The 26,570-nt window shown below is 42.2% G+C and carries 16 protein-coding genes; 7 read left to right on the forward strand and 9 right to left on the reverse strand.

Annotated elements, in window-relative coordinates; translation table 11 throughout:
* Positions 1 to 2 precede the first annotated feature (2 nt).
* The 8 genes from hisIE to AY606_RS06005 all read right to left on the reverse strand — a co-directional run bounded on the left by hisIE (position 3) and on the right by AY606_RS06005 (position 9,791).
* A complete protein-coding gene (gene hisIE / locus AY606_RS05970; protein ID WP_067866144.1) occupies positions 3 to 794 on the reverse strand; it encodes a bifunctional phosphoribosyl-AMP cyclohydrolase/phosphoribosyl-ATP diphosphatase HisIE in 792 nt (263 codons plus the stop codon).
* A 256-nt stretch (positions 795 to 1,050) separates the two neighbouring features.
* The gene (locus AY606_RS05975; protein WP_067866146.1) at positions 1,051 to 2,130 is read right to left on the reverse strand and encodes a patatin-like phospholipase family protein; all 1,080 of its coding nucleotides are present in this window, start codon (positions 2,128 to 2,130) and stop codon (positions 1,051 to 1,053) included.
* 137 nt (positions 2,131 to 2,267) lie between these two features.
* The gene (locus tag AY606_RS05980) at positions 2,268 to 3,368 is read right to left on the reverse strand and encodes a hypothetical protein (RefSeq protein WP_067866148.1); all 1,101 of its coding nucleotides are present in this window, start codon (positions 3,366 to 3,368) and stop codon (positions 2,268 to 2,270) included.
* Between the two features lie 67 nt (positions 3,369 to 3,435).
* Positions 3,436 to 4,896 carry a hypothetical protein gene (locus AY606_RS05985; RefSeq protein ID WP_067866150.1) on the reverse strand — a complete coding sequence of 487 codons (1,461 nt, stop codon included), beginning with the start codon at positions 4,894 to 4,896 and terminating at the stop codon, positions 3,436 to 3,438.
* 774 nt (positions 4,897 to 5,670) lie between these two features.
* Positions 5,671 to 7,290 carry an ABC1 kinase family protein gene (locus AY606_RS05990; protein ID WP_067866152.1) on the reverse strand — a complete coding sequence of 540 codons (1,620 nt, stop codon included), beginning with the start codon at positions 7,288 to 7,290 and terminating at the stop codon, positions 5,671 to 5,673.
* 12 nt (positions 7,291 to 7,302) lie between these two features.
* On the reverse strand, positions 7,303 to 7,965 hold the full coding sequence (locus AY606_RS05995; RefSeq protein ID WP_067866154.1) for a ubiquinone biosynthesis accessory factor UbiJ: 663 nt from the start codon (positions 7,963 to 7,965) through the stop codon (positions 7,303 to 7,305).
* Between the two features lie 11 nt (positions 7,966 to 7,976).
* Positions 7,977 to 8,921: a bifunctional demethylmenaquinone methyltransferase/2-methoxy-6-polyprenyl-1,4-benzoquinol methylase UbiE gene (ubiE, locus tag AY606_RS06000; RefSeq protein WP_067866156.1), complete on the reverse strand. Its 945-nt coding sequence runs from the start codon at positions 8,919 to 8,921 to the stop codon at positions 7,977 to 7,979.
* Positions 8,922 to 9,086: 165 nt separating this feature from the next.
* A complete protein-coding gene (locus AY606_RS06005) occupies positions 9,087 to 9,791 on the reverse strand; it encodes a DUF8198 family protein (protein ID WP_067866158.1) in 705 nt (234 codons plus the stop codon).
* Between the two features lie 207 nt (positions 9,792 to 9,998).
* Between AY606_RS06005 and pap the strand changes: the two genes are divergently transcribed.
* Positions 9,999 to 11,417, forward strand: a complete 1,419-nt coding sequence (gene pap / locus AY606_RS06010) for a polyphosphate:AMP phosphotransferase (protein ID WP_067866160.1) — start codon at positions 9,999 to 10,001, stop codon at positions 11,415 to 11,417.
* A gap of 66 nt (positions 11,418 to 11,483) precedes the next feature.
* On the opposite strand, the gene AY606_RS06015 is transcribed toward pap, so the two are convergent.
* Positions 11,484 to 11,990, reverse strand: a complete 507-nt coding sequence (locus tag AY606_RS06015; protein WP_067866612.1) for a hypothetical protein — start codon at positions 11,988 to 11,990, stop codon at positions 11,484 to 11,486.
* Positions 11,991 to 12,174: 184 nt separating this feature from the next.
* Between AY606_RS06015 and AY606_RS06020 the strand changes: the two genes are divergently transcribed.
* The 6 genes from AY606_RS06020 to AY606_RS06045 all read left to right on the forward strand — a co-directional run bounded on the left by AY606_RS06020 (position 12,175) and on the right by AY606_RS06045 (position 26,515).
* The gene (locus tag AY606_RS06020; protein WP_067866162.1) at positions 12,175 to 15,867 is read left to right on the forward strand and encodes an exodeoxyribonuclease V subunit gamma; all 3,693 of its coding nucleotides are present in this window, start codon (positions 12,175 to 12,177) and stop codon (positions 15,865 to 15,867) included.
* A 6-nt stretch (positions 15,868 to 15,873) separates the two neighbouring features.
* Positions 15,874 to 19,584, forward strand: coding sequence for a UvrD-helicase domain-containing protein (locus AY606_RS06025; RefSeq protein ID WP_067866163.1), 3,711 nt, complete (start codon positions 15,874 to 15,876; stop codon positions 19,582 to 19,584).
* A gap of 63 nt (positions 19,585 to 19,647) precedes the next feature.
* The gene (gene recD / locus AY606_RS06030) at positions 19,648 to 21,423 is read left to right on the forward strand and encodes an exodeoxyribonuclease V subunit alpha (RefSeq protein ID WP_067866165.1); all 1,776 of its coding nucleotides are present in this window, start codon (positions 19,648 to 19,650) and stop codon (positions 21,421 to 21,423) included.
* 978 nt (positions 21,424 to 22,401) lie between these two features.
* The gene (gene rpsO, locus AY606_RS06035) at positions 22,402 to 22,671 is read left to right on the forward strand and encodes a 30S ribosomal protein S15 (protein WP_067722305.1); all 270 of its coding nucleotides are present in this window, start codon (positions 22,402 to 22,404) and stop codon (positions 22,669 to 22,671) included.
* Between the two features lie 263 nt (positions 22,672 to 22,934).
* Positions 22,935 to 25,022, forward strand: coding sequence for a polyribonucleotide nucleotidyltransferase (gene pnp, locus AY606_RS06040; protein ID WP_171255369.1), 2,088 nt, complete (start codon positions 22,935 to 22,937; stop codon positions 25,020 to 25,022).
* A gap of 257 nt (positions 25,023 to 25,279) precedes the next feature.
* On the forward strand, positions 25,280 to 26,515 hold the full coding sequence (locus AY606_RS06045; protein ID WP_067866168.1) for a magnesium transporter CorA family protein: 1,236 nt from the start codon (positions 25,280 to 25,282) through the stop codon (positions 26,513 to 26,515).
* Positions 26,516 to 26,570 lie beyond the last annotated feature (55 nt).

Genomic DNA, 26,570 nt, shown 5'->3' on the forward strand with positions numbered 1-26,570 from the left:
GCTTAGTGCTGACGATTGGCTTTTTCAACCAATCCCGATAAGCCTTGACGACGTGCAAGTTCGTTTAAAACCAGTTGCGGTTCAAGATCGAAATAGCCCAACATCACAATGGTATGAAACCATAAATCAGCCACTTCATAAATCAGGTCATTTTTATTATCGGCAGTCGCTTCAGCTTTAAAATCTTTGGCTGCGATAACAGTCTCAATGCTTTCTTCACCGACTTTTTCTAAAATTTTGTTTAAGCCTTTGTGATAAAGCTTGGCCACATAAGATGAATCTGGATCTGCTGCTTTACGCTCGGTCATCATTTGACCCAAGTAATCTAAAACTTCTACTTGTTCGGATTGGGCTGTTGATGCATTCATGGCCAGCGTATGTGGATTATGTGAATGAACAGATTTGTCAGCATAAATCTGGCTTGGATCTTTCAATTGTGCATCGACAATTTCCCAGCCGTTTGCCGTCAATTTACGGTAGAAACATGATTCACGACCGGTATGACAGGCAATGCCGCCGTGTTGTTCAATCTGTAACACAATCACGTCCGCATCACAGTCTAAACGGATTTCATGTACGGTTTGGAAATGACCGGATTCTTCACCTTTATGCCACAATTTCTGGCGTGAACGGGAGAAGTAAACCGCTTGATTTTTTTCTGCTGTTAAGGTCAAAGATTCACGGTTCATCCACGCGACCATAAGCACACGGCCGGTTTGATGATGCTGTGCAATGGCAGGAATCAGACCTTGTTCGTTAAATTTTACTTCATCGAGCCATTGCACGTTGTTCATGAGAATTTCACCAAAAATATATTCAAAATGGAAAAGAGCGAATAAAAATCGCAGCTATATAGTGTACGTGATTAGCAAGTGTTTGAGAAAAAAATATACCCATGATCATTTACTTGACTCATCACAACGGTGCATATTTTTTCGTGCAAAAGTGTTTGTTTATTTTTATATGCAAAAAAAATTATCAAAAACCAACTGATTGAGAAATATTATTTAAAATTAAGCCCATCCATGCATAGGCTTAACTCAAAGTGATTTATAAATCCTGCATAAACTGCGGCAAGTTTTGTTTTTCTACCATTTCTAGAAACTCATCCCCCAAGCGCTGACTTTCCGCTACGCACTGGTTCCACATTTGAATGCGCTGTTTTTGATCTAAACCTTTTAGAGTGAAGTCTTTACGATCGGGCAGGCGTCCCAGTGGTAGCGATTGCAAATATTCTGCGGAAGGGGAAAGCAGTAAAGTGCGCGCCTGATTTTCAGGATTGGCTTTACGGTTTTTAAACATTTTGTCGAACCAACCGGGAGTAATGCTGTCACTAAAATGTGGATACAGTACAATCCCTTGGCTTTCAAATGGCAGGTCAATGTGATAGTCAATTAACCCACCATCGCGGTAGCTGCCTTTAGGCGCATCGGGAATATCCCGAATCGCGGCCATAACTCCTGGAATAGATGCAGAAGCCATGAGCCAAGGGGTGACATTTTCCTGAGTTAAAGCCTGATAATGGGTAACAAAGTCATCGTCTACTTTAAATTGCTGACCGGATGAGGGTTGGCTAATGACACGTTGCATAAACAGACGGTTATGTTTACGACCTATCGCATTACTGCCAATAATGCCGGCCACTGAGGCCAGTAAGGGCAGGGAGTGATCACTCTGGAAAATATGTTGGGCTTTAATTGAAATCACTGCAAGATGATAGTCAGGATGGTCCACCAGCTGTTGTTCTTTGCCTTGAATCATATCGATCAACATGCCTCGGCAAATATTACCGACGTCGTGACGCGACATCTTTTTATGGAAATACAGGTTGGTATAGAGGTCGGAAAGACGTTCAGTCCCTTCCTTAGCACCCCAAGCCAGCATGCTGGCAAAACGCCAGCTACCAATTGATGACCCAACCAAAGTTCTGCGCTGCGGTGCTTGCGGCAAAAAATTGCCAAAAATGGCCTGATCCAACCCCTGAATACCAATGCCTTTAGGCCCACCTGCGGCGCCGGGAATAATGTCGACAAAGCTTGCTTGTAAACCTTCTTGTTCAATTAATTGGCGTGCGAGATGACCTGCACGTAAGTTCAATGCAGGCGGACGTTTCTGCAGGATTTGCGTCATAATTTATAATTAAATATAGAAGTGTGCTGTTATTTTAAGCTGTCATGGGGCAGCAACAATGGTGAGAAGTGACCAAAGGTGACTCTACAGTCATATAGATAATGAAAAAGCCTGAAGGACTCAGGCTTTTTCGAAGCTTAAAAACCGTGATATTGAACGCCAATAGAAGCTAATCCATAACGTTTATCTAAACGCGAAGCAGTGACCCCATTATATAAGAAGGGTACATAGCCAATTAAGTTATTTTGGAAAATCTGACCTTGTAGGTAACCTGTCAGTTTAGGGCTAAAGTCATAACTGAACTTGGCACCAATCGTATGGTTGTCTTTAATCGCTTGATTACCAAAATTAGCAACACGATCATCAATATTATTGCGCCACAAGCGTTGGTACTGGTAGGCAAGCTGGCTTTCAAAGTTTTGATAACGCCAGTTCCAAGAACCGCCTAGAGAAGCATAGTAGCTGTCATAGTTGAGGTCTTTTTGGACATCAAGATCAAATCGATCAGCATAATTTCCAATATCAATATCTCGTATGATTAGACCATCAATAAGACATCGACCAATAGGTTTTCCAGTTAACTGATTATTCGAATCAATATTGATATTGGCTTTACAGTCCCGTCCATTGCCTGTCAAATGAACCATAAAATCCAATGCATCAACTTTGACTTTGCTATATCCCAAAGAACCAATTAAATTCACTTGATTCATAAAGTCAATTTTATGCGTATAAATAGTATCTAGTTGAATTTGAGTGTCACGTGGATTAGAAACAACTACCTCATTAATTGTACGGCCATTAACATTGGTAGGGGATGTTTTTGAAACCTCATCGGCTTGATTGCCCCAGAAAGAAAGTTTAAAAGCAAGGTTAGATCGATCAGTCGAAAGACTTTCCGGAAAATAAGTAATACCTAAGGCCCCAGAATTCAACTTGTTGGTGTCTTTTCCAAACTCAATTTCTCGACGCCAATAGTCAGCATTGATAGACCATTCAGGATGAAATTGATACTGGGCATTTATATGGGCACCGATATAATCTCCTGAATCTCCTTGAACACCTTCGCTTTCTCGTAAATCTAAAAAGTCGACAGTATCGTTAACTAAATCTAGACTTACATTAGTCGTAAGTTTATTTTTAGCAAGAGTGGCTTGTAAAAACAAATCATCGGGTGCGGCATAGGTATTAGAAATAATAAATGCTACAGAAATAAAAAGTAATGATTGATTTTTCAACTTTAATTACCAAATAGGAAGTGAGAGAAAAAGCCAGTGACGAATCACTGGCTTTTTTGATTTTTGATTATTGAGTTACAAAGTAACCTGTAGTGGTAATACCGCTGAAGGCAGTCTCAGGTTTATTTGGAATAGCAAATGTACCGAGGTTTAATCCCAAAGTTGCAGAAATTGGATATAGAGTCGGAGCTACAAACACTGATATGTCAGCATTAACTTGGTTGCTCGCAGCAATCAAAGTCTTATAGTCATTATAAGGTTGACGTAAAACTGTGAATTTATTTGCTAGATCTGAGAGAGAAATTGAATCACCTGTAAACTCAGTATCCTGTGCAACTTCAAATGAACCCTTCGGTGAATTTGCCAAAGTTGTTTCAATTTCAATCATAGCGCCAGCCGGAACAATAATTTTGCTGATGAAAGTACTATTATCAAATGAAACGTTTACCTTGCTAATATAAGCGGTCAAGGTTTCAGGCTGACCATTCTGACCAATGGTAGCAGTAGCTTGAAAGCCTAATTTAATCGAGTCTGTACCTGCAGCCGATTTGTTTAAATTGAGTTTTACTTTAGCTAATGAATCAATTGAAGTCTTATTAATAACTAGACGTTGAGTACTATTTGGTTTGGAATTGATAATACTTGTAATGTCGTAGCCGGCTATGTCAATGTTGTCATAAAGGGCAGGAGTAAGTTGCTCTTGAATGTTACCAACAATGTCAGGTTTTGTAGCTAAGTAATCTTCTAAATTAGAGTTACCAGTTGAAGTGAGAGCTGTATTGATAATAGTAGTAACAGACTCTACGTTGGTTTGACTTGCGGCTAAAGCTTGTTGAACGCTGTTATCGGATGTGGATGCTATAGCAGCATTGAACACGGCTGTAACTACACTAGAATTCACGCCTGAGTTACTAATAAGTGGTTCTGTCGAAGAAGCGGTCTGAATAGCTCGGGCAGCTTGCTGAAGCGTTAAACCAGAATTTTCAAGTTGAGTTAAAATTTGTTGTAATACAAATACTGCTGCTTTTTCATTATTAGACCCGTCAGCAATTGGATCAAATGTAGTTACATCTTGATTTTCATCCAGATTAAAACCTAGCTTACTAAGCAAATCTTGAAATTCAGCTGCAGGTAATTCAGCCTGCAAAGTCGTTAAAGGACTGGCAACTATTTCATTGCTTGACGCAGTTTGATAATTAATCGGTTTAACTTTTAACTGTCCAGCAAATGGAAGTTTGGTAACCGTATCAACACCGCCGGTAATAATAAAACCGGTTTCTTGACAATTTACTGTCGTTTTAAAAGTAAATTTACCGTTTTCATCTGTTTTAAGATCTGGATAGACTTCTTTACAAGCTGAGTTAGTAAAGTCAACATCTGCACCAGCTAAATAAAAATCCACAGCTGTACCAGAAATAGTTTTAGGGGTAAAAGGGGGCTGAGAATCACCGTCACTTCCACCACCACCACAAGCAGTTAATAGAATTGCAGATGCCAAGGTTGACCATTTTAATGCCTGATTTTTCATAGTATATATTTCCTGGTTTTTGTAACGGTTTTTTTAAAGTTATTTCTTAGTATGTTTTTTAACTTATTTTTTAAGAAAAGTCTTTTAAATTAAATTTTAATAATAGCTAAATTGTATCTTTTTTTTATTTTTTTAAGAGGGTTTTGTTTTTTTTAGTATATTTTTCATATTGTTATTTTTTGTATTGAAATAATAGTCATTTTTTACTTATTTGAAATAAATCTTAAGAATAAATCTTGTATTGTGGACAAATATAATAACTTTTAATATTTTATCTGAGTTCTCTTTAATTCCTATAAGGCAGTTCAGCTCACTCTCATCTTATTTTTAATAAATGACCTATTCTTTTAATAGATTCCATAACTACATAATGATCTGAAAAATAATTTTAAATATTTCAGTGGTGACTTTTAAAATGAACCTTTAATTTTTTCAAGGCTCGGCTAAAGAAGTAGTCTTCATGGAGATAAGTTTCCGGATTAATTCTTTCCCTGATTGTTCTTGTATTTGTGTGTTGGCAAGAGCTTTGTTAGATAAAATGGTTTCAGAACTTTACTCTGTTTAAAATCGTCTTAACCTATAGTTCCAAATGCCTAAAAGTCTTTAATTGGACAGAATAAATTCGTATCAATTTATATAGCTTAAGACAGGCGGATGATTAAAGGTGTGAGTTTAGTAGAATCATTTAACTGATGATGCTAAAAATCGCTTTTTCCAGTTTTGGCTTATTCATGACTCGGATTACTTATATAGTTTAAAAATATAATCAAGTAATTACTTAAATACTCGCCATACAGCAAGCAAGCTTGATAATGCAATCAGCAGAATCGAAATATACCACGGCGCGATAATCGCAATCGATAATAAGATCGCCATCAAACTACCAAAAATCCAGCTGCGTTTTTGTTGATGTTCCATCTGCAAGCGCATGCTTTGCAATTCATTTAACTGTTTGGAGTGCCAAGCGGACTGATTTTTTAGACCATTTAAACTGTCAATCATCAGGCTTGGCAAGTCTTGTGCACCGAGCAGAAGATCAGGGATTTTTTGTCCCAATTCCTTCAGGTTCTTCTGCGGATTCATCTGCGCTTTAATCCAATCGGTGAGGATCGGTTTTGCCAGTTTCCAAATGTCCAGTTCAGGGTAGAGGTCTGTACCCAAACCTTCGACATGAACTAAAGTTTTCAGCAATAGCATTAACTGTGGTGGAATTTCCAGATGGAAACGACGGGCAATATCCATCACCTGAATCAGGATGCCGGCAAAGTCCAGCTCATGCATTGGTTTGGAGACCATTGGCCCTACGGTACGGCGCATTTCACGTGCTAAAGCATCCTGGTCCGTACCCGGTGGAATCCAGCCGGCTTGATGCACCACTAAAATCAGTTGCATGAAGTCGCTGTTCATCACTGCCAGTAACATGCGTGCCACGGTCATTTGATCGTGTTTAGACAGCTCGCCCATAATTGCACAATCCAGTGCAATAAAGCGTGGATTGCTTGGATTAATGGTTTCAACAAAGACATTGCCCGGATGCATGTCAGCATGGAAAAAGTTGTCACGGAACACTTGGGTGAAGAAAATGGTTAACCCTTTCTCTGCCAAGTCCGCCCGATTCATGCCCATGCGATCAAAAGTCGCAATATCAGAAATTGGTACACCGGTGATGCGTTCAGCGACCATCACATCTTTGCTATCCATATAGACTTCAGGCACATACATCATGCTTGAACCAGTGAAGTAATGGCGCATACGACGAGTGTTGTCGGCTTCTAAAGTCAGATCCAGCTCATTTAGAATAATTTGACGGTAGTTTTGAATAATTTCAGAAAGATGCAACGCCCGTGCAGCTTCCAGACGCTTTTCTAAGGCCGCACCTAACCAGTCGAGAATTTCAAAATCTTGTAAGATTTGCTGACGAATATTTGGACGGGTGACTTTTACCACCACTTCACGACCATCATGCAAGGCTGCAGTATGCACTTGAGCAATGGAAGCCGCAGCAAGCGGTTGAGTATCGAAACGGGAAAACAGAGTGTTGATGTCGGCTTTCAATGATTCCTGAATTCGCATTTTGGCAACATCGTTGTCAAAGGGTTTGACCCGGTCTTGCAATAAAACCAGCTGTTGTAAAAGTTCAGGTGGGATCAAATCGCGACGGGTAGATAACAATTGCCCCAGTTTGATCGCCAGCGGCCCCATTTCCTCTACAGCTTCTTTTAGCTTGAGTGGGTTGTTACGTTCACGACTGGACCATGCCGCAGGGTGCATGCGAATCAGGCTTAAAGCATGACGGGCTTTTTCAGGTAATTCTTCCGCAGGAAACAACGTGTCGAGTCTATAGTGCGCGGCGATGCGCCAAAGTTCAAGTAAACGTGAAACGTGCGGAATCATAAATGCGTGTGCCTAATCTTGAGTTGAATCAATCTGTGCCTGAAGTTGTTGAATTTTAGCTTCAGCACGATCTAAATTTTGATTGAAAATTCGAGTGTCTTGATTGAGATCATCCATTTGCCAGCGTGAGGCAAACAGACCGGTGTCTTCTTTTAATGCATCTTCAGCAAAGAATACATAGCTTTCAAGCGTGCGTTTTAAATGTTTCGGTGCAAGCTGAATTTTACCCAGTTCATGTGCCAGACTTGGACCAATCCAAGGACTTAAATGCGCAGCTAAATCTGGTTCCGCCTGTTGCATGATGCGCTGAATATCCTGCAACAGATGATAATCACCTTGTAGCGGAATATTACCGATATCATCCGACAGTAATAGCTTCAAAAGCTCGACCACATTTTTAACCTGCAAGGTGGCAGTCGCTACAGAAATCTGTTCATTTTTATCGAATGGGCGTTGTTCGAAGATGGATGCTGTCTCGCTTTGACCGGTGACGGTCGGTTCTAAGCGAACTTTGTCCTGGTCAAAGAATACATCGACAGACAGGTGCGGTGACTCAATCACCACCCGCAACATTTTGCCTTGCAGTTCATTTAATTGGATGCGGCTAATCGCATCCAGATCAATGACATGATGAATTAATCGTTCAACTACACCCAGTGCCAGAATCGACCACATAGCATAAACCCTTAAAGTTTAAAGCCGCGGTGAACCGCCACAATACCACCGGTTAAGTTGTGGTAATCACAGTTCTGGAAGCCCGCATTTTCCATCATACCTTTAAGGGTACGTTGGTCAGGGTGCATACGAATGGATTCGGCCAGGTATTTATAACTTTCCGAGTCATTGGCAATAATTTTACCCATGAGGGGTAAAGCGGTGAATGAATACAGGTCATACAGCTTAGAGAATGGCTCAAACACTGGTTTAGAGAATTCAAGCACCAACAAACGACCGCCAGGTTTAAGCACGCGGTACATCGAAGCGAGTGCAGCATCTTTATCGGTTACGTTACGTAAACCGAAGCTGATGGTGAGCAAGTCAAAACTGTTGTCTGCAAATGGTTCTAAGGTTTCAGCATTGGCTAAAACGAAATCTACATTGGTACAGCCGGCATCAATCAAACGGTCACGACCGACATTGAGCATCGATTCGTTAATGTCCGATAAAACCACATGACCAGTAGGCCCCACTTCACGACTGAAGACTTTAGCCAGATCGCCGGTACCGCCTGCAATATCCAGTACATGCTGGCCACGACGTACGCCAGACATGTTAATGGCAAAGCGTTTCCATAAACGGTGAATACCAAATGACATCAAGTCATTCATGATGTCGTATTTACTCGCGACAGAGTGGAACACTTCAGCGACTTTTTGTGCTTTATCTTCGCTGCTTACCGTTTTAAAACCAAAGTGAGTGGTTTCACCGACATTACCGGTGTTTGCACCACGTGGCAGATTGTATTTAGGTACTGAACCTGTGACAGGCGTATCGGTCAACTGTTGTTGTAAGCTGTGTTGCTGACCTTGTGCTGTCCCTTGCGGTAAGGGTTCAGTTAAGAATGGACTCACTTTGTCTGTATTTTGTGCCGACTCGGCTGTAGAGGCAGGCGTTTGATTTTCGTTAGACATAGAGTCACTCCTAACATAAAAATAGGGTTAATGTTGCAGTGCTTGCATGATGACAGATTCTAAGACGTTGTGCAGTAATCAGCATGCAATTGTTATGAATAATATACAGAAATCTGTCCTGTATTTTTATTCGCGGCTCATTATTATTTCCATCACAGCATGAAGTTATTGAAAGGGATGGGGATCACCGGCATGAACTTTATGAATGATTTGACGTTCAACCGCAGTAAAATCTTTGACGAACTTCTCTGCCGACTTTAACGGTTTCATCGCTAAAAAGCCATCCTGCATAAATTCATACATCACCTGAAAATTGTATTTATGGGCTGCGCCTTTACACATTTTAAATGCCGTGTAGACCATAAATGAGCGCATATATTTATCTAAACTGAAGCCGAGTTGATCGAGCAAATCGAGCTGTTTTACGCGTCGTTGCACTTGATCCAGTTTAAGGTACGTCAGACGCATCATCTCATCGTTTAAAGTTTCATAGGGATGATAGTCTTCGAGTAGTTGCATGGCGACTTGTTCATCCAGTTGCACCGCCAAAATTGCCAGTTCCACCCCAGAGGTACCGGTTTTAATGGCATTTTCCGGAATCAGCTTTTCTGCTTTGTGGGCATATTTGCTTAAACGGGCAATTTGCCCTGCTAAAGCGTCAAAATCCGGACCGCCATAGAGACGATTCAGAAAATATTCAGACATTAAAATATTCTGTTTTTCTGCAAACTGTTGCACATGGGTGTTTTGCATGCGCTGTTTTTGCCAGGCTTGCACATCTTGCAGACGCTGGAAAACGTCAGGATTTTGATGATAATTCAATTGATAGTACAACTCTAACAACTCATCCAGTGCAGCCAGTTTAGACATCATGCGTCTCTATTATTTTTTAGATGGCTAAATCTTAGAGGGAGATTGGCAAAGCTGCTATGACAAAGTGATAGAAAAATGATTTTAAATAGGTCAGTTTGATGTCGTAATAAGCAATTCTGTGCAACATAAACTGAACATCTTGCTCTGTTGGGTGGTTTTGAGCTTCGCTATACTGCAATGAAGAACAATAGACTAGAGAATAATATGCCTGCAGAAAAAATAGAAAGTCAGTTGATGGATGAAGATGAGCTCTCGTTGAAGCTGATAGAAGCGCAGTATCTTTTAAAAAATACTCGTGACCAAAAAAATGCCAAAAGTGTGCTGGTTTTAGTCAATGGAATTGAACTGGCTGGTAAAGGGGAGTCGGTGAAGCAACTGCGTGAATGGGTCGATCCTCGTTATTTGCGTGTCAAAGCTGACCCACCGATTATGCTGGATCAGAAGCAAACTTTTTGGCAGCCTTATGCTCCTTCTATTCCTGCTGAAGGTCAAATCATGGTGATGTTTGGCAATTGGTACAGTGATTTGCTGGTCACCGCCTTGCATGTGTCCGAGCCATTAGATGAAACGCTGTTTGATGCCTACATTGAAGATATGCGTGCCTTTGAGCAGGATCTAAAAAACAATCATGTCGATGTGATTAAAGTCTGGTTTGATTTGCCATGGAAGTCCTTGCAGAAGCGACTCGACAATATGGATCCGAGTGAAGTGCACTGGCATAAACTCCATGGTCTGGATTGGCGCAATAAAAAGCAATATGACAATTTGCAGAAGCTGCGCCAGCGCTTCACCGATGACTGGACGGTGATTGAGTGTGAGGATGAGCAATTACGCGATCAGCAGTTTGCACAAATCATTTTAGCTGCCTTGGAGCATTGCCCGGAACATCGGGCCAAAACCAAAACCAAGTGGAAGCAGGCGACTGTTCCAGAGATTTTATTGCATCCAGAAAATCAGCTCGCAAGTAATGAAGACTATAAAAAAGAGTTAAAAAAACTCTCCTTAAAAGTGGCCGAAGCCCTGCGTTTTGATGATCGAAAAGCCATTGTGGTTTTTGAAGGAATGGATGCGGCAGGTAAAGGCGGTGCGATTAAACGCATTGTCAAAAATCTTGATCCACGTGAATATGATATTCACACCATCGCAGCACCTGAAAAATATGAATTGCGTCACCCATATTTATGGCGTTTCTGGAATAAATTACAGACCGATGAGGATATTACCATTTTTGATCGTTCCTGGTATGGGCGGGTATTGGTTGAGCGTGTAGAAGGTTTTGCTAATCCGGTCGAATGGCAACGGGCCTATGATGAAATCAATCGTTTTGAAAAAGATTTAGTCAATAGCCAGACGGTGGTGGTTAAGTTGTGGCTGGCGATTAGTAAGGATGAACAAGCAGCGCGTTTTAAAGCGCGAGAAGAAACCCCGCATAAACGCTTTAAAATTACCCCTGATGATTGGCGCAATCGTGAAAAATGGGATGAATATTTAACTGCAGCAGCAGATATGTTTGAAAGAACCAGTAGTGGCTATGCACCCTGGTATATTATTGCCAACAATGATAAAAACACAGCACGTTTAGAAGTGCTACGTGCCATTTTAAAGCAGCTGAGGGCAGAATAAGCTCTCAGCTTTGTGATTGTTTTTGATTATAAGCAGCCTTGATCATGTAAGATTTTGCAGCGGGGGTTAATTCACGACATGGGCTTTTTGTTTTTGCTGAATGCCACTGGCAATTTTGTAACATTCTTCTACATGCGCTTCGGCCACTTTTTTCATCACAAAATAACCCAAACTTGCCGCAATAAGTTGTCCGCCTAAAGGAATAAATTTAGTGACCTGTTTGGTGATGACCTTGGCTGCCACGTTGTTCAGGGATTTTTTCACCGCAGTACGTGCCACGACCAAACCTGAGAATTCGACTCCACGTTTACGCAGTTCATTCCACTGTACTTGTTTTGTTTCTGGATCATAGACACTGATTTGTTCGGGAGCTAAACCAAAACGTGCATTCACTTCTGGAATGAGTTGTGACAAAATTCCGACGTCGATGACAACATCCAGAAACGGAACAGGCACAACGGCAGCACCTGCAGAAAAATAAGCACGTTTTTTGACAAGTTCTAAGCATTCTGCACGAATGGTTTCCAAATTTAATGTTGGATCTATTGAGTCTGGAATTGTATCTATTTTCATAATGTAAATACCCTGAACTTGGTGTTGGTTTTTATATTCAATCATTATTAAGGCACGAATTTCAAACATATTTTTGATTCGAGCCTAAATCTAAAAGTGACATAGACAGATGCAGATGTATAGTAAATAATTTTTATGGTTTTGTAGGCATTTCATTTTCTAACATTCAAGGGGTAGCTCATTTATGGCAATTCATGTGATTCAAAGTCAGCGTATTGATGTACTGGTACATGCCATGCTGACGACCGTGAATAAGCCTGCGAGTACGCCTTTTCAGGTTCTGCAAACCCAGCATTTTATTGTGCCATCACATGCGATGGAAACGTGGCTGACCCAAAAACTGGCCGAACAAAAAGGCATCAGTGCCAACACCCAGTTTCATCATCGTATTCGCGGTTTTCAATGGTCAGCCTATCAGTGGGTGCTGGTCGATCAAAAAGAACAGGTGCGTAAAGCTAATATTCCACGCATTATTATTAAGTGGCGCGTGTTTCAGGCACTCAAAAGCTTTATTCAATCCGAACAAAATCCTTTGGCATTCGATCATCCTTTACATTCAATTGTGCAGCGCATTTATGACAGTGCCGACCGTCTGGAACAGGGCATCGAAAAACAGCTGAAAAAGCAGGGCATGCTGTATTGGGTGGCGGAACAGGTATCACGCCTGTTTAGCCATTACATGGAATACCGCGGGCATTGCCAGAAAAATTGTCCACCGAATATGTGCAGTTGTCCAACTAACTGGTTACAGGCGTGGGGGCAGAACAAAGAACTTTCCATTGAAGATATGTTCTTTAAAACCAATACTGAAATTTCTGAATTTACCTTAAATCAGGCCCGTGAACTGGAAGCATGGCAGCGTTGGCTGTGGCAGGAAGTGTTTCATCAGGACTTTGAACAAATGCAAAGTATTGATGCCATGTTCTGGGAAATCCTGGACAATCCGGAAACGCGTAAAGCGGCCTTGAAAAAACTGCCACGACAGTTGGTGATTTTTACCTTGCTCGATTTACCCCCGATGCAACTGGAATTTTTACGCCGTTTGGGGCAGTACATTGATATCTATATTTTGCACTATAATCCTTCACAAGAATATTGGGCAGACAGCGTCGATCCGAACTGGAAAGCACGTTACGACGTACGGGTGAAAGAGCGCTTTATTGCCAAAAACCCCAAAGCTAGTGATGCCGATATTGAAAAATTCTTTCAGGAATTTACCTTAAATTTCAATGCAGAACAGCGTGAGTCACGCCATCCATTATTGACCCGTTTTGGAAAACAGGCACGAGATCATTTTTCCTTGTTGTCCAACTTGTCTTCAGGCGAAGATGGGGTCTGGGCAGATGCCTTTATAGATGAATATCAAGATAATCTGCTCGGTAAAATCCAGTCGGATGTGTTGTATTTAGTCGAGCCGGAAAAGCATCAATATATTTTGGAGAAGCAGGATGATTCGATTCAGATTCATGTCTGCCATTCCAGTTTGCGCCAGCTGGAAGTTTTAAAGGAACAGCTGATTCACTGGCTGGCACAAGGCACAAAAGATGTGCCACGCAGGCCCAGTGATATTTTGGTTTTAAGCCCAAGTTTGACTGAACTTGAACCGCTGATTCGTAGTGTATTTGCACCGCCGCCCAGTGAACGCGATCTGATTCAGCAAAAAGCGGGCAGCAATCATCAACTGTCGAAAGACAGTGTATATTTACCGGTTAAAATTGCCGGCGTGACCCAGCTCGATGCCCTGAATGCCTGGAAAGCCGTTCTCGGACGGATTGAGCTGATTCAACGGCGTTTTACTATTGAGGATTTTGCTGACTGGCTTAGCTTAAGTGCCACCCAGCAGCGCTACGCTTTAGAAGTCAATTCGATTGAACGCATGACGCAGTTGCTGATTGATGCCGGCTTTAAACGCGGACTGGATGCTCAGCATTTACAGCGTAGTTTGTGTGAGGGTGATGAGGACTACCGGTTTAGTTTTAAGTTTGCGCTTGATCGTCTGGCTTTGGGCATAGCTATTCCTGAACATACCTTGTTTCAAGGCACGCTCAGTTTTGCCAAAGTGTTGCCAAGTGACTTTGAACTGATTGCCAAGTTGATTCAGATTTATCAGGATTTTGATGCACGCCGTGACTGGATGATTGCCCATGAGCAGAGCCAAAGTGTGCCTGTGGAGCAATGGCTAAAACGCCTGATGCAGGACATTGCCGAGTTTGAAGAAGCAGGTGTGGAATCCTTAACTGCGGTTTATAAAATTATCAAGAAACAGGAACGGATGCTGACACTGGCCAGTTTCTATGATGAGCACGATCATCATGCCTTGCGTAGTTTAAGCTTGCCGTTGCCTTATTTGCTGGCAGAAATTAACACCACTTTGGAAGCACAGCTGGACCATGCTGAACCGACCGGACAGATTACCTTTAGCCAGATTGGGCAGATTCGTCCTGTACCGTATAAATTGATTGTGATGCTCGGACTCGATAGCGGTAAATTTCCGAATCGTACCCAGCATTTACCTTTCGATTTGATGGATTTACTGAAGCCGCAATTGGGTGATCGTTCCCGTCTGGAAGACGACCAAGGAGCATTTTTAGATAATCTTTTATTGGCGCAGGACAACTTGTGGCTATTTTACAATGGTTTCGATATCAATGACGGTGAAGTGCGTGATCCATCGACAGTGTTGCAGGAACTGGTTCAGCATCTGGCCTTTATTGTGCAGACTCAACAGCCAGATACCGAAGCGGATACCACTGTAGAAATTAATGGCGTGGAAGTAGCTGAACAGCTGCAGTCGCTTTATCATGTGCATCCTTTATTGCCTTTCGACCCTGTGGGTTTTGAAACGGCTCGACCGGTGCGTTATCAGGATCAATGGTTCTGCGTGGCCGGGCAGCTTCGACATGCCACCGGACAGCGCACCTCTTGGGTAAATACGCCGTATCAACATCTGCAACAAGAGGTTCAGGTGCTGGACAGTCATCAATGGATTCAGGATGTCACTTTCCCGGCTCGGCTATATTTAAAAACTTTAGGTGTGGAAAACTTGCGTCCTGAAGACTTGCCTGCAGTGCAGGAACCGTTGTTACTGGATGGTTTGGGGCGTTATGCCATACGCCAGTTCTTGCAAAAACAGGAGGGTGCGGCACAGCCTGAATTACTGATGGATCAATTGCCGATTGGCAAGTTACAACACAGTAGCTGGCAGATCAGTATAGTAGAACAAGAACGCTTAAAAGCGCGGCTGTTAAAATATGCCACTGAAGTCACCCCGACCACGCAGCAGGTGTGGAAGGTCAATGATCATGTCTATATGAACATCACTCTGCCCAAAAACAGTGCTGAGAAATGGGTCAGTCTGGAAGCCTCAAGTGCACGTGCCAAGCATCGCGCCAAAGTCTGGCTGGAATATCTGCTCTGGCTGGCTTATCTGAATATGGGTGAGGGCGGTGAAAAGCTGGCACGGATTGTGGTGTTCAGTGACCGAACCATTTTATGTCATGGTGTCAGCTCGAATAAAGCACGCGAGTGGCTGGATCACTGGCTGGCGGCCTGGAAATACGGGCAAAGCCAACCGCTGGTTTTACCGGCAGCCTTGTTGCTGAAAATTGCTGAAAAAGACAAACAGCATGACTGGCAAGCCAATGAACAGAACCAGATGTGCATTGATGATATGGATGTGATCTATAAAGACTGGCATGAGGATGGTAAATTCACGGGCTTTTCGGTTGCGGATAATGAAGCGACCAAAATGCACCGGGACTGGCAGTTTATTTTACAGGAGCAGGATGCGACCGCACTGCTTGAAGATGCCTGCGCACAATTTTCCTATCAGCTTTATCAGCCGGTATTCTGGCATCAACAAGTCATTGAGGAATAAAAACAAATGAATCATCCTCAAAGCTTAAGAAGGATATCCTTTAACCCGATTGCGGATATGCAGTTCACAGGTTTGCACTGGATTGAGGCTTCGGCCGGCACAGGGAAAACTTTCACCTTATCCAGTTTGATGGTGCGGATATTCCTGAATCAGTATTTGCCCAATCAGGTGGTTGCGACGACGTTTACCCGTGCTGCTGCAGCCGAACTGAAAAACCGCATAAGGCTGCGTCTGGTTGAGACTTTACGTTATTTTGAAAGCTGCCAAAAACTTACCGAGGCTGAAATTCAGGCCAAAATTGCGGCTGAAACCGATCCTTTATTTCAAAAAGTGCTGAGCGATTATGCCACGCGGGTAGATTTTGCCCGCGAGCGTTTAAAGCTGGTGATTGACCAGCTGGATGAGCTGTTTGTCGGAACGCTGGACAGTTTTAGCCAGAAATTATTGCGTGAGTTTTCATTTGAAAGCGGCAAGATTGAACGGGCCGATATTACCGATGATGCCAAGAGTTATACTCATCAGCTGATTCATGATGTATTACGTGAATGGATTCAGTTACAACCGCAAAATGTGGTCGATTATCTGCTGCTTAATCAAAAGTTGAAATCGCAGGAGGCTTATGTTCCTGTGGTGGAAAATACTTTGAACTTTGCTTCGGCACAGTTTCAGGAAGTCACTGCGCCAGAATTGGATTTAAACCAGTTTGAACAACTGCTGGATAACTTTATTCAGCTGGATTTAAGCCTGATTCCCACCCTGAGTGAATACTATTCGACTGATGGACAATATCACTCGGTGATTGGTAAAAAATGGCGTACTGATGGCTTGATGCAACGCACCTTGTGTGATGATTTACCGGCTTTTATTCAGGCTTTGGCTGAACAGCGCAGTTATGCTTTATTCGCGCCACATTTTGAAAAAACCTTAAAAAATCTGACCGATCTGGCGACTAAAAAAGTTCTGAATAAATGTGCTGAAGATGTGCTGCATCAGTTTGAGCAGCATGTAGTGATGCAAGCACTGAAAAGTTTCTGTGAGGCTTTGTCGAAACTGAATATAGATCTGGATTTACTGGATGCTTATTTGAAGTTTTATTTAAGCCGCGAAGTCAAAAAACGTTTACCGCAAGTACTGCAACAGAAAAGTGAAACCACTTTTGCCCAGCAAATTCGAACTTTGTCGGAAGCACTGCAAGGCGAGCAAGGACTGCGTTTTGCCAAGTTTGTGCAGGCCCATTATCCCTTAATTTTGGTGGATGAATTTCAGGATACCAATCAGGATCAGGATGATATGCTGGCGCTAATCTGGCGGGATCAGCAGCGCTATATGCAAGGCTGCATGATCATGGTCGGCGACCCGAAACAGGCGATTTATGGCTTTCGTGGCGGCGACATGCTGACCTATAACAAGGCCCGCGCCGATGTGCTGGCCAAGCAAGGTCAGGAATACAGTTTGCGACATAACCATCGTTCAGTTAAAGCGCTGGTGGAAGCGGTCGATGCCTTATTTCAACGCCAGATGGATTTTGGTGAAGAGGTGTTTTACAGTCCGGTGGAGGCAGGTGTGCGTGCGCATCCTCCGCTTATGGATGGACAGGGTGAAAATCATCAACCGCTACGCTGGTTGCAATTGAGCGATAAAAAAGCCGAGCCGATTCAGGTGGCATGGAAAATTCGGGATTTGCTTAATCAGGGCATTGAAGAAAAACTCTATCTGGCAGAAAAAACTGGCCCCAAATATTTGATTGAAAATGACATCGCGATTTTATCGAAAAACCATGATGCTCTGGATAAGGTTCAATATGAATTGGAACGTTTGGGCATTCGGGTCAATCGCCCGTCGAAACGTAGCGTTTTTGATCATCAGGTCGCCAAAGATGTTGGAGCAGTGCTGACAGCCATTCTGCATCCCTATGATGAAGGCAAAATCAAGCGGGCCTTACTCAGCCGATTATTGGGCTTTAATTTGCAGCAACTGATTCAGCTTGAAGCTCAGGCGGATGGCTTGAGCCAGTTTATTTATGACTTCGACTGCATTCGGGAAATGTGGCTGGAAAAGGGTTTTTTAACCGCATGGCAGTATTGTTTAAATCTGTTTCAGGTCTGGAAAAATCTGGTTGCAACGCAAAGCCGGGATAATGAGCGCACAGTGGTAAATTTGCGCCATCTGACTGAATTACTCAGTCAGCATAGTGAGCAATATCAAGGTGCACAAAAACTTTATCACTGGTATTTGAAACAACTGCAATCACCGGCGGAACGCGAGTGGGAACTGGAGCGCAAACTGTCGAATGAGGCAGGTGTGCAACTGATGACCATTCATCAGTCCAAAGGACTGGAATTTAAAATTGTTTTTTTACTCGGTGCTGATAAAGACTTTAGGGAAATGAACAAAACCCTGAATTTTTCGACTGTAGATCATGTGCACCCGGTGACAGGAAAAGTTGAAGTGCAGCGTGTGGTTGCGGTGAGTGACAAGAACTTGCTGCAACAAGACGCAATTGATCAGCATAATGCCCGTGCTGTGGCAGAGCAACATCGGCTTTGGTATGTGGCACTCACTCGAGCCAGTCATCGTGTCTATGCCATGTTGCAGGATCAGGACGGTAAATCCAATCATGGTTTGGCGTTCTGGCGCGGACAAGCAGCGCAAGTTTTTGCTCATCCGGGTAGTACAGAAGAAGCTTTGCTGAATGACAAGCCGATCAGGTTACAGGTCAAGCAGCAACAACAAGCTTTACCTTTACAGGCGCTAGAATTTCCCAAGCAGCGTTTTTATCCACGCTCCAAAACCAGTTTCAGTGCCTTGGCTCAACATTTAACCCGTAAACAAGCCATGGATGCCTTAGCGGTGAATACCGAGCAAATGCTCAGCGCGGCAGATGAAATCCACGTGATTGCATCGGTTGCGACGGTAGCGACTCAACCGCTGTCATGGATCAAGCGTAATTTTCCGATGGGAACCGTAGCGGGAACCTTTTTGCACGAAATTTTTGAACATATTGATTTCAAAGATCAGCAGGACTGGCCTTTGGAGATTCGCCGCCGTTTCAAAAATGACTATCCCGGTTTATGGTTAGAACTCTCAAATAAATACGAGCAAGAGTTTCAGCAGCAGGATGAAGAGCAGCTGATTGGCTGGATGAGTGAATGGTTGCAACAGGTTTTAGCCACACCCTTGCATCAGGATTTCCAGTTGAATCAGCTGGTTGAACATGAATTTCTGGCTGAATTTCCATTCTATTTGTCATTGTCAGATCATGTCTTGGCAATTCAACGTATTCATCAACTGTACGCAGAACATGGCATTGACATGCTGGATTTCAATCAGGCCAATTCCGCGCGGTATTTAACCGGTTCAATCGATCTGGTTTATTTTGATGGACAGCAATATCATATTGCCGATTATAAAAGTAACTTTTTAGGCACTGATCAATCGCATTATGTTGATGGCGAAATTAGACAGAGTATGTCTCAAGCCAGCTACTGGCTGCAGGCAGGCCTTTATCTGGTGGCCTTGCATCGTTATTTAACCGTACACATGCAGGACTATGCCATTGAACAGCATTTGGGCGGTGCAAGTTATCTGTTTTTGCGTGGCATGAATGGGCAGGCTGAACAGGGCTTTTATCACTGGAAGCCGAATGCCGAGTTTGTACTGCGGCTTGATGCTATTTTGGGCTATTTCGCTGAAGATAAAAGCAGCAAAATTGCCTGATTTGTCAAAATTAATAGATTTTAAACAATAGATTAAGTTGTGGATAACTTTGAGGATAACTGTGTGGAAAATAAACAATACAAAGATGACCAAAGCGCTGAATGGATCAGCACTTGGAGTCAGTTTATTCGCCAGAAACCCTTTAGTCATGCATCATCGGACGCAAATCCAAGCGACATTATTGAGCAGGTTCTTGCAGCGATTCAACAGGGCGATAGTTGTATTTCTGCAACTCAAGCACAAACCGACTCACTGCATGATTTGGTGGTTGAGGTGTCCAATATACAGCAGCAGATTGCGCCTTTTGTTTATGAAGACAATCGTTTGTATTTATATCGCTATTGGGCGCTAGAACAGTCTTTGGCGGAGCAAGTGGCACGTTTAAAACAACAAAGTATTGAAGCTGTTGATATTTCATCTTATCCCGATTTATTGACTGATCCACATCAAATTCAAGCCTTGAGTATGGTGGCGAAGCAAGGGTTAAATATTATTACTGGTGGACCGGGGACGGGGAAAACCTACACGCTGGCACGTATTATTGCCGTGCTGAATCAGGCGATGCCAAATATTCGTATTGCCATGGCAGCACCGACCGGTAAAGCTGCACAGCGTATGAAAGAGGCGCTGCAAAACTCGCTGAATGATGAAAAGTTGCAGGATTTGGTTACTGATGATTTAAAACAACTCAATCCGATTACCATTCACCGATTATTGGGTTTGGGAACGACTTATCAGCCACGTTTTCATGCCAAACAACCCTTGCCCTATGACGTGATTGTAGTCGATGAGGCTTCCATGCTGGATCTCAGTCTAGCCAATATGTTGCTGTCTGCGGTGCCAGATCATGCGCGGTTAATTTTATTGGGCGATGCAGATCAGTTGGCCGCAGTTGATGTCGGTTCGGTGCTGGCAGATTTACAACAAGTCCCGGCTTTAGCCGAAAATCGAGTGAATCTGCTCACCAGTCGCCGTTTTAAAGCGGGTGCATTGATTGGTCAAATGGCGAAATTTATTCAAGCGCAACAACCTACTCAAAATGGCGCAGCATTGCTCGAAAAGTTTGCCGAGCAAGTGGTTCGTCCGGGTGAAATTAAATCAGTGTCTCTGCAAGCTGAAATGGATGATCAAATTCAATTGGAATATCTGCCACAGAATATGTCCAAGCAATTTGATCGAACACCGTATTACGACAAACTCATGCTGGGTTATCAGCATTATGTTGAGGCCCTGAAAAGCTATTTAACTGCCGATGAGCCTGAACTTTGGGTGCAACACGTGGTCAATGTTTTTGATGATTATCGAATTTTGGCCGCCATTCGACATGGGGCTTTGGGCTTGACCCAGCTGAATCTAAAAATCGAACAACGCTTACTCGATGCTTTATCGCTACAGATGAGCAAGCAAGGCGATTGGTATGTCGGTCGTCCGGTGATGATGACTTATAACGATTACCAGCTGGGCTTGTCAAATGGTGATATCGGGATCTGTTTTAAACGCAGTCGAGATGGTCGATCGCAATTTGAAGTTTATTTCCCCAGTCTGGAAAAATGGGTACCGGCTACCCGCTTGCCGAAAAGTATTGAAACAGCCTTTGTACTGACCATTCATAAGTCGCAAGGTTCGGAATTTACCCATACCGCAGTGGTTATAGATGAAACAGCAAAGGATTTATTAAGTAAAGAGTTACTGTATACCGCCATTACCCGGGCTAAAAAGGTGGTGAGTCTTTTGGCAGACCCAGAGGCTTTAGTACAAGCTTTAACCGTTAAAACCATGAGGAAAAGTGGAGTATTAGAGAAGGTTAATAATTTACTCAATTATTCCTTCGATTATTAATAATAAATAAATAATCTTTATTCTTGTACGAAATTGCTTACATCAATTCGAGAAATTGACGCATAGAGCTTTAAGACCGTTTTTGAGATGATGGCTGCACATAAAAAGCTCAACACGGAAAGTTGGGTAAAATCGCTATAAAATATAATAATAATGTCGAAAGACAGCGAACTTACAGTGAAGTAAGTAAAAAGAGGAAACTTACAGCCGCTAAGCCTTGTAGTTTTGGGAGAGACTACAGGGCTTTTTTATATGCAAAAAATAGAGTTTTTTTATAACATGATTTGCTTAATCTATTATCTATACTAAAAATACGAGTAAATTTATTTTCAAGTGGATTTGAAAATTACGTTTTGTATTAAATAAATCTTAACTTGCTACTTAGTTATTGTATTTGCATAAAAATGTTAAGTTAATCGCATTACAAAAATAATAAAAGAACAATTAATGTACGTAAAGGCTTACAAATAGATACGCAAAAGGCGACTTCTTTACACAAAGCTTTATGGCAAAATCAATCTCACAGGGAAGTATCAGTTATACAAGGATTGTTTATAATAATAACCGCGAAAAGCGAACATTATTACTATAAATAAAATAATAATTATTAAAAAATAAGAAACTACAGCGCAAAAAAGCCCAAGCCTAGCTTGGGCTTTTTTTTATCTTGTATCGGTATGATGTGTGGAACGGATGGACAAGCTTCAAGATTATGTTTTTTAAATAGAAAAAAATCCAAACGGATATCTAGGACATGAGTTTTATTGCTGGATGAGTAAGTTAAACTTAAAGATAGAAGAATAAAAACTGTAGCTAATCAAGGAATTGAAATAAAAAGATAAAAACACGTTTCTATTTTTGCAATCAACCGACTTTTCCCTTAAAATAGCGCACTTGCTGTAGTGATGCACGGCAGTCAATTGAGTAATCAATTGATCCCTATCATATGTAATTTTTTAAGCATCTCGGAGAAATCGAATGGCTTTAACAAACGCAGATCGCGCAGAGATCGTTGCTAAATATGCTCGCGCTGAAAACGACACTGGTTCACCTGAAGTACAAGTAGCTTTGTTGACTGCACAAATCAATGATTTGCAAGGTCACTTTAAAGAACACAAACACGACCACCATAGCCGTCGCGGTCTTATCCGTATGGTTAACCAACGTCGTAAGCTTCTTGACTACCTTAAAGGTAAAGACACTACTCGTTACAGCGCTTTGATCGCTGCTTTAGGTTTACGTCGTTAATTCGATTAAACTTATTTTTCGGACTATTGCATTTTGAATGCTGTCAGACTGAAAAAGAAAGTCCACCTGGCTCCAACCAGGTAAAGGGAAGGGGCGATTGTTTCGCTCCTTCTTTGTGTCTTAAATTAGTGTTTTGAAAATCTGGTGAGGTCGGCTTCTAAGCTTTGTCATTTATACTTACAGTTGAGTAATGTGAATGCCAAACCTTAGGGGTCTCCACTAGAATAGTTGTTCACAAGAACTAGGAAAAATAAAACATGTCGATGTTTAATATTATTCGTAAAGAATTCCAATACGGTCAGCACCAGGTTGTTTTAGAAACAGGCCGTGTTGCGCGTCAAGCAAACACTGTTGTCATCACTATGGGCGGCGTAACGGTATTGGTTGCAATCGTAGCTCAGCCTAAAGCAAAAGCAGGTCAGGACTTTTTCCCGCTGACTGTTAATTATCAAGAAAAACAATATGCTGCTGGTCGTATTCCAGGTGGTTATGGTAAACGTGAAGGCCGTCAGTCTGAAGCTGAAACTTTAATTTCACGTTTGATTGACCGTCCAATTCGTCCGTTGTTCCCAGAAGGTTTCTATAACGAAATCCAAGTAACAGCTACTGTAATTTCGTCTGACAAAACCATGGATGCTGACATTGCTGCAATGCTCGGTACTTCAGCTGCAATGTCAATTGCAGGTGTTCCATTCCGTGGTCCAATCGCGGGCGCGCGCGTTGGTCTAATCAACGGCGAATACATCCTTAACCCGAACCATGAACAATTGAAAGAATCTGATCTTGATCTTGTTGTGGCAGGTACTGAAGCTGCAGTGCTTATGGTTGAATCTGAAGCGAAAGAGCTTTCAGAAGACCAAATGCTGGGTGCTGTACTTTTCGGTCATGACGAAATGCAAATCGCGATTCAAGCGATTAAAGAGTTTGCCGCCGCAGCAGGCGCGGTTGAATCTACTTGGGTTGCTCCAACCAAGAACGAAGAACTTCTTGGTAAACTGAAAGAAGCATTCGAAGCGAAAATCTCTGAAGCATACACAATTGCAGTTAAACAAGACCGTTATGCGGCGCTTGATGCACTTTATGCTGAAGCAGTTGCACAGTTCGTTCCAGAAAATGACGAAACGGGTATTGCTGACGAAGTTAACGAATTATTCGAAGACCTTAAATACCGTACCGTTCGTGACAACATCTTGTCTGGTAAACCGCGTATTGATGGTCGTGACACGAAAACTGTTCGTGGGCTAGATGTACAGGTGGGTGTTCTTGACCGTGCACACGGTTCAGCATTATTCACACGTGGCGAAACTCAGGCGTTGGTAACAACGACTTTGGGTAACACGCGTGATGCGTTGATGGTTGATACTTTGTCAGGGACTAAAACTGACAACTTCATGTTGCATTACAATTTCCCTGCATACTCGGTAGGTGAAACAGGTCGTGAATCTGGTCCTAAACGTCGTGAAATCGGCCATGGCCGTTTGGCGCGTCGTGGTGTTCAAGCCGTGCTTCCACCAGCTGACCGCTTCCCGTACGTGATCCGTATTGTATCGGACATCACTGAATCGAATGGCTCATCTTCAATGGCTTCTGTATGTGGTGCTTCATTATCACTTATGGATGCAGGTGTTCCATTGAAAGCGCCAGTTGCGGGTATCGCAATGGGTCTAGTGAAAGAAGGCGAGCGTTTCGCAGTTCTTTCTGACATCTTGGGTGATGAAGATCACTTGGGTGACATGGACTTTAAAGTAGCCGGTTCTGCAAACGGTATTACTGCGCTTCAAATGGATATCAAGATTGAAGGTATCACTGAAGAAATCATGGAAGCTGCATTAAACCAGGCTTATGCGGGTCGTATGCATATCCTGAACGCCATGAACCAAGTGATTTCACGCGCTCGTCCTGAAATTTCTATGCATGCGCCTACATTCCAGGTGATCAACATCAATCCGGACAAAATCCGTGATGTAATTGGTAAAGGCGGCGCGACTATTCGTGCAATCACTGAAGAAACTAAAGCAGCGATTGATATCGAAGATAACGGTACAGTTCGCGTATTTGGTGAAACTAAAGCGGCTGCAGCTGCTGCGGTTGCTAAAATCCAGGCGCTTACTGCTGAAATCGAACCAGGTACAATTTACATGGGTAAAGTGATTCGTATCGTTGAATTCGGTGCGTTTGTAAACATTATGCCAGGTACTGACGGTTTACTTCATATTTCTCAAATTTCTAACGAACGTATTGCCAATGTTGCAGACGTATTGACAGAAGGTCAGGAAATTAAAGTACAAGTTGCTGATGTTGATAACCGTGGTCGTATCAAGTTAACAATGAAAGACATCGAACAAGTTTAATGTCTTGAATATTCACATGGGTTAGCTCATGTGAATGAAAATACATGAAAAGCCTTGAGCTGGGTTAAAGTGATTACTTTGGCTGGCTCGGGGCTTTTTTTTGGTGATTTAACTTGGATTGAGATGTAGAAATAAACTGTTATTTGATTGCTTAAGTCTTCGGCTCAGCTCATAATTTTAAGGCCAATAGATTGAATTGCCCAAGTTTCTAGCGAGTAACAACAAAAAAGCAGAATACTGAATAGAGAATTGTTTTAATGCAGGTTTATTACTTCTACCAACATCCGACAGAACATCATATTTTTGTACAAAAACAGCTAAACACTGAAGCTGAAATTGAATTTATCTGGATTGATTGTACTCGAGCTGATGTGGTCAATCGTGCGGAGACGTGGCAAAAAGAAATAGATCAGCATACACCTGTGTGCTTAAACGAATTTCATGTCAGGGATATTCTCAATTTAGAACATCCTTGCGCATTTGATACCATGGATGAATATGATTTACTTATTTTTCGTAAACTGATTACCCCAGATGATGACATAGAAACGGGTGAGCAGGCGCTTGAACAGCATGAAAACACCTTTGGTTTAGCCACCACACCAATTAGTTTTATCATGACACCTCAAGTGCTGATTACAGTGCGTGAGCAAGGTAATAAAGCAATAGAAAATTATATTTCCCGTATTGAAACCAATTTTATCCGTTCTACTCAAGAACAAAGTAAGTCACGAAAACTTCCGATTACACCGCTCGATTTATCTTTACGCTTAATAAACAGTATGGTGGATGGTTATCTAGACTTACGTGTGCCTCTGACCCGGCGGGTTGAGTTTTGGCAGCAGGAATTACTGCAAGGTCATCGCCGGTTCGCGAAGTGGAATCAGTTGTTACAAGAAAGTATGTCTTTTCAGCAAGTAGAAAATCTTTGTGAAGAACAAATTGATGCTTTACAAGAATTAAGAGATGAAATTGTCGATAATTACCCTCACTTAAAAGGCAAGAAAAAGACCGAACGACAAGATATTATGTTGGTACGTATGAATGATCTGGTCAGCCATGTGGAAAGAATTCAAAAACATACGGTGCGCCTTCGTGCTTCCATTCAAGCAGCAATTGATTTGCATTTTTCGGCCATTGCCAATCAAACCAATGAAAATATGCGCATTTTGGCCATTATTACCGCCATTTTTGCACCGCTGACTTTATTGACCGGGGTTTATGGAATGAACTTTGAGTTTATTCCAGGTTTAAAATCTCCAACCGGGTTTTGGAGTATGTTGATCGTCATGTTCATCACCACTGTGTTGCTGGTTTATTATTTTTATCGCAGACACTTGGTGGGGCGAGGGGAAAAGAGCGTGATTGATTTATTGGCACAACAACATAAAGATCAACACGTGAATCTATTCTGGTTTCTGGACTATGGGCCGATTAAGCAATCTGTTCAGGAAACCATAAAAGAAGTTGAAAAGCTGACCAAGTTAAAATAGGGATTTGCTTTTTTATAAATCGCTGTTGATAAAAAGAAATCCTGTTTTTAAGTAC

The organism is Acinetobacter sp. SFB (genome assembly GCF_001647545.1).
In the GTDB taxonomy this organism is placed as follows: Bacteria; Pseudomonadota; Gammaproteobacteria; order Pseudomonadales; family Moraxellaceae; genus Acinetobacter.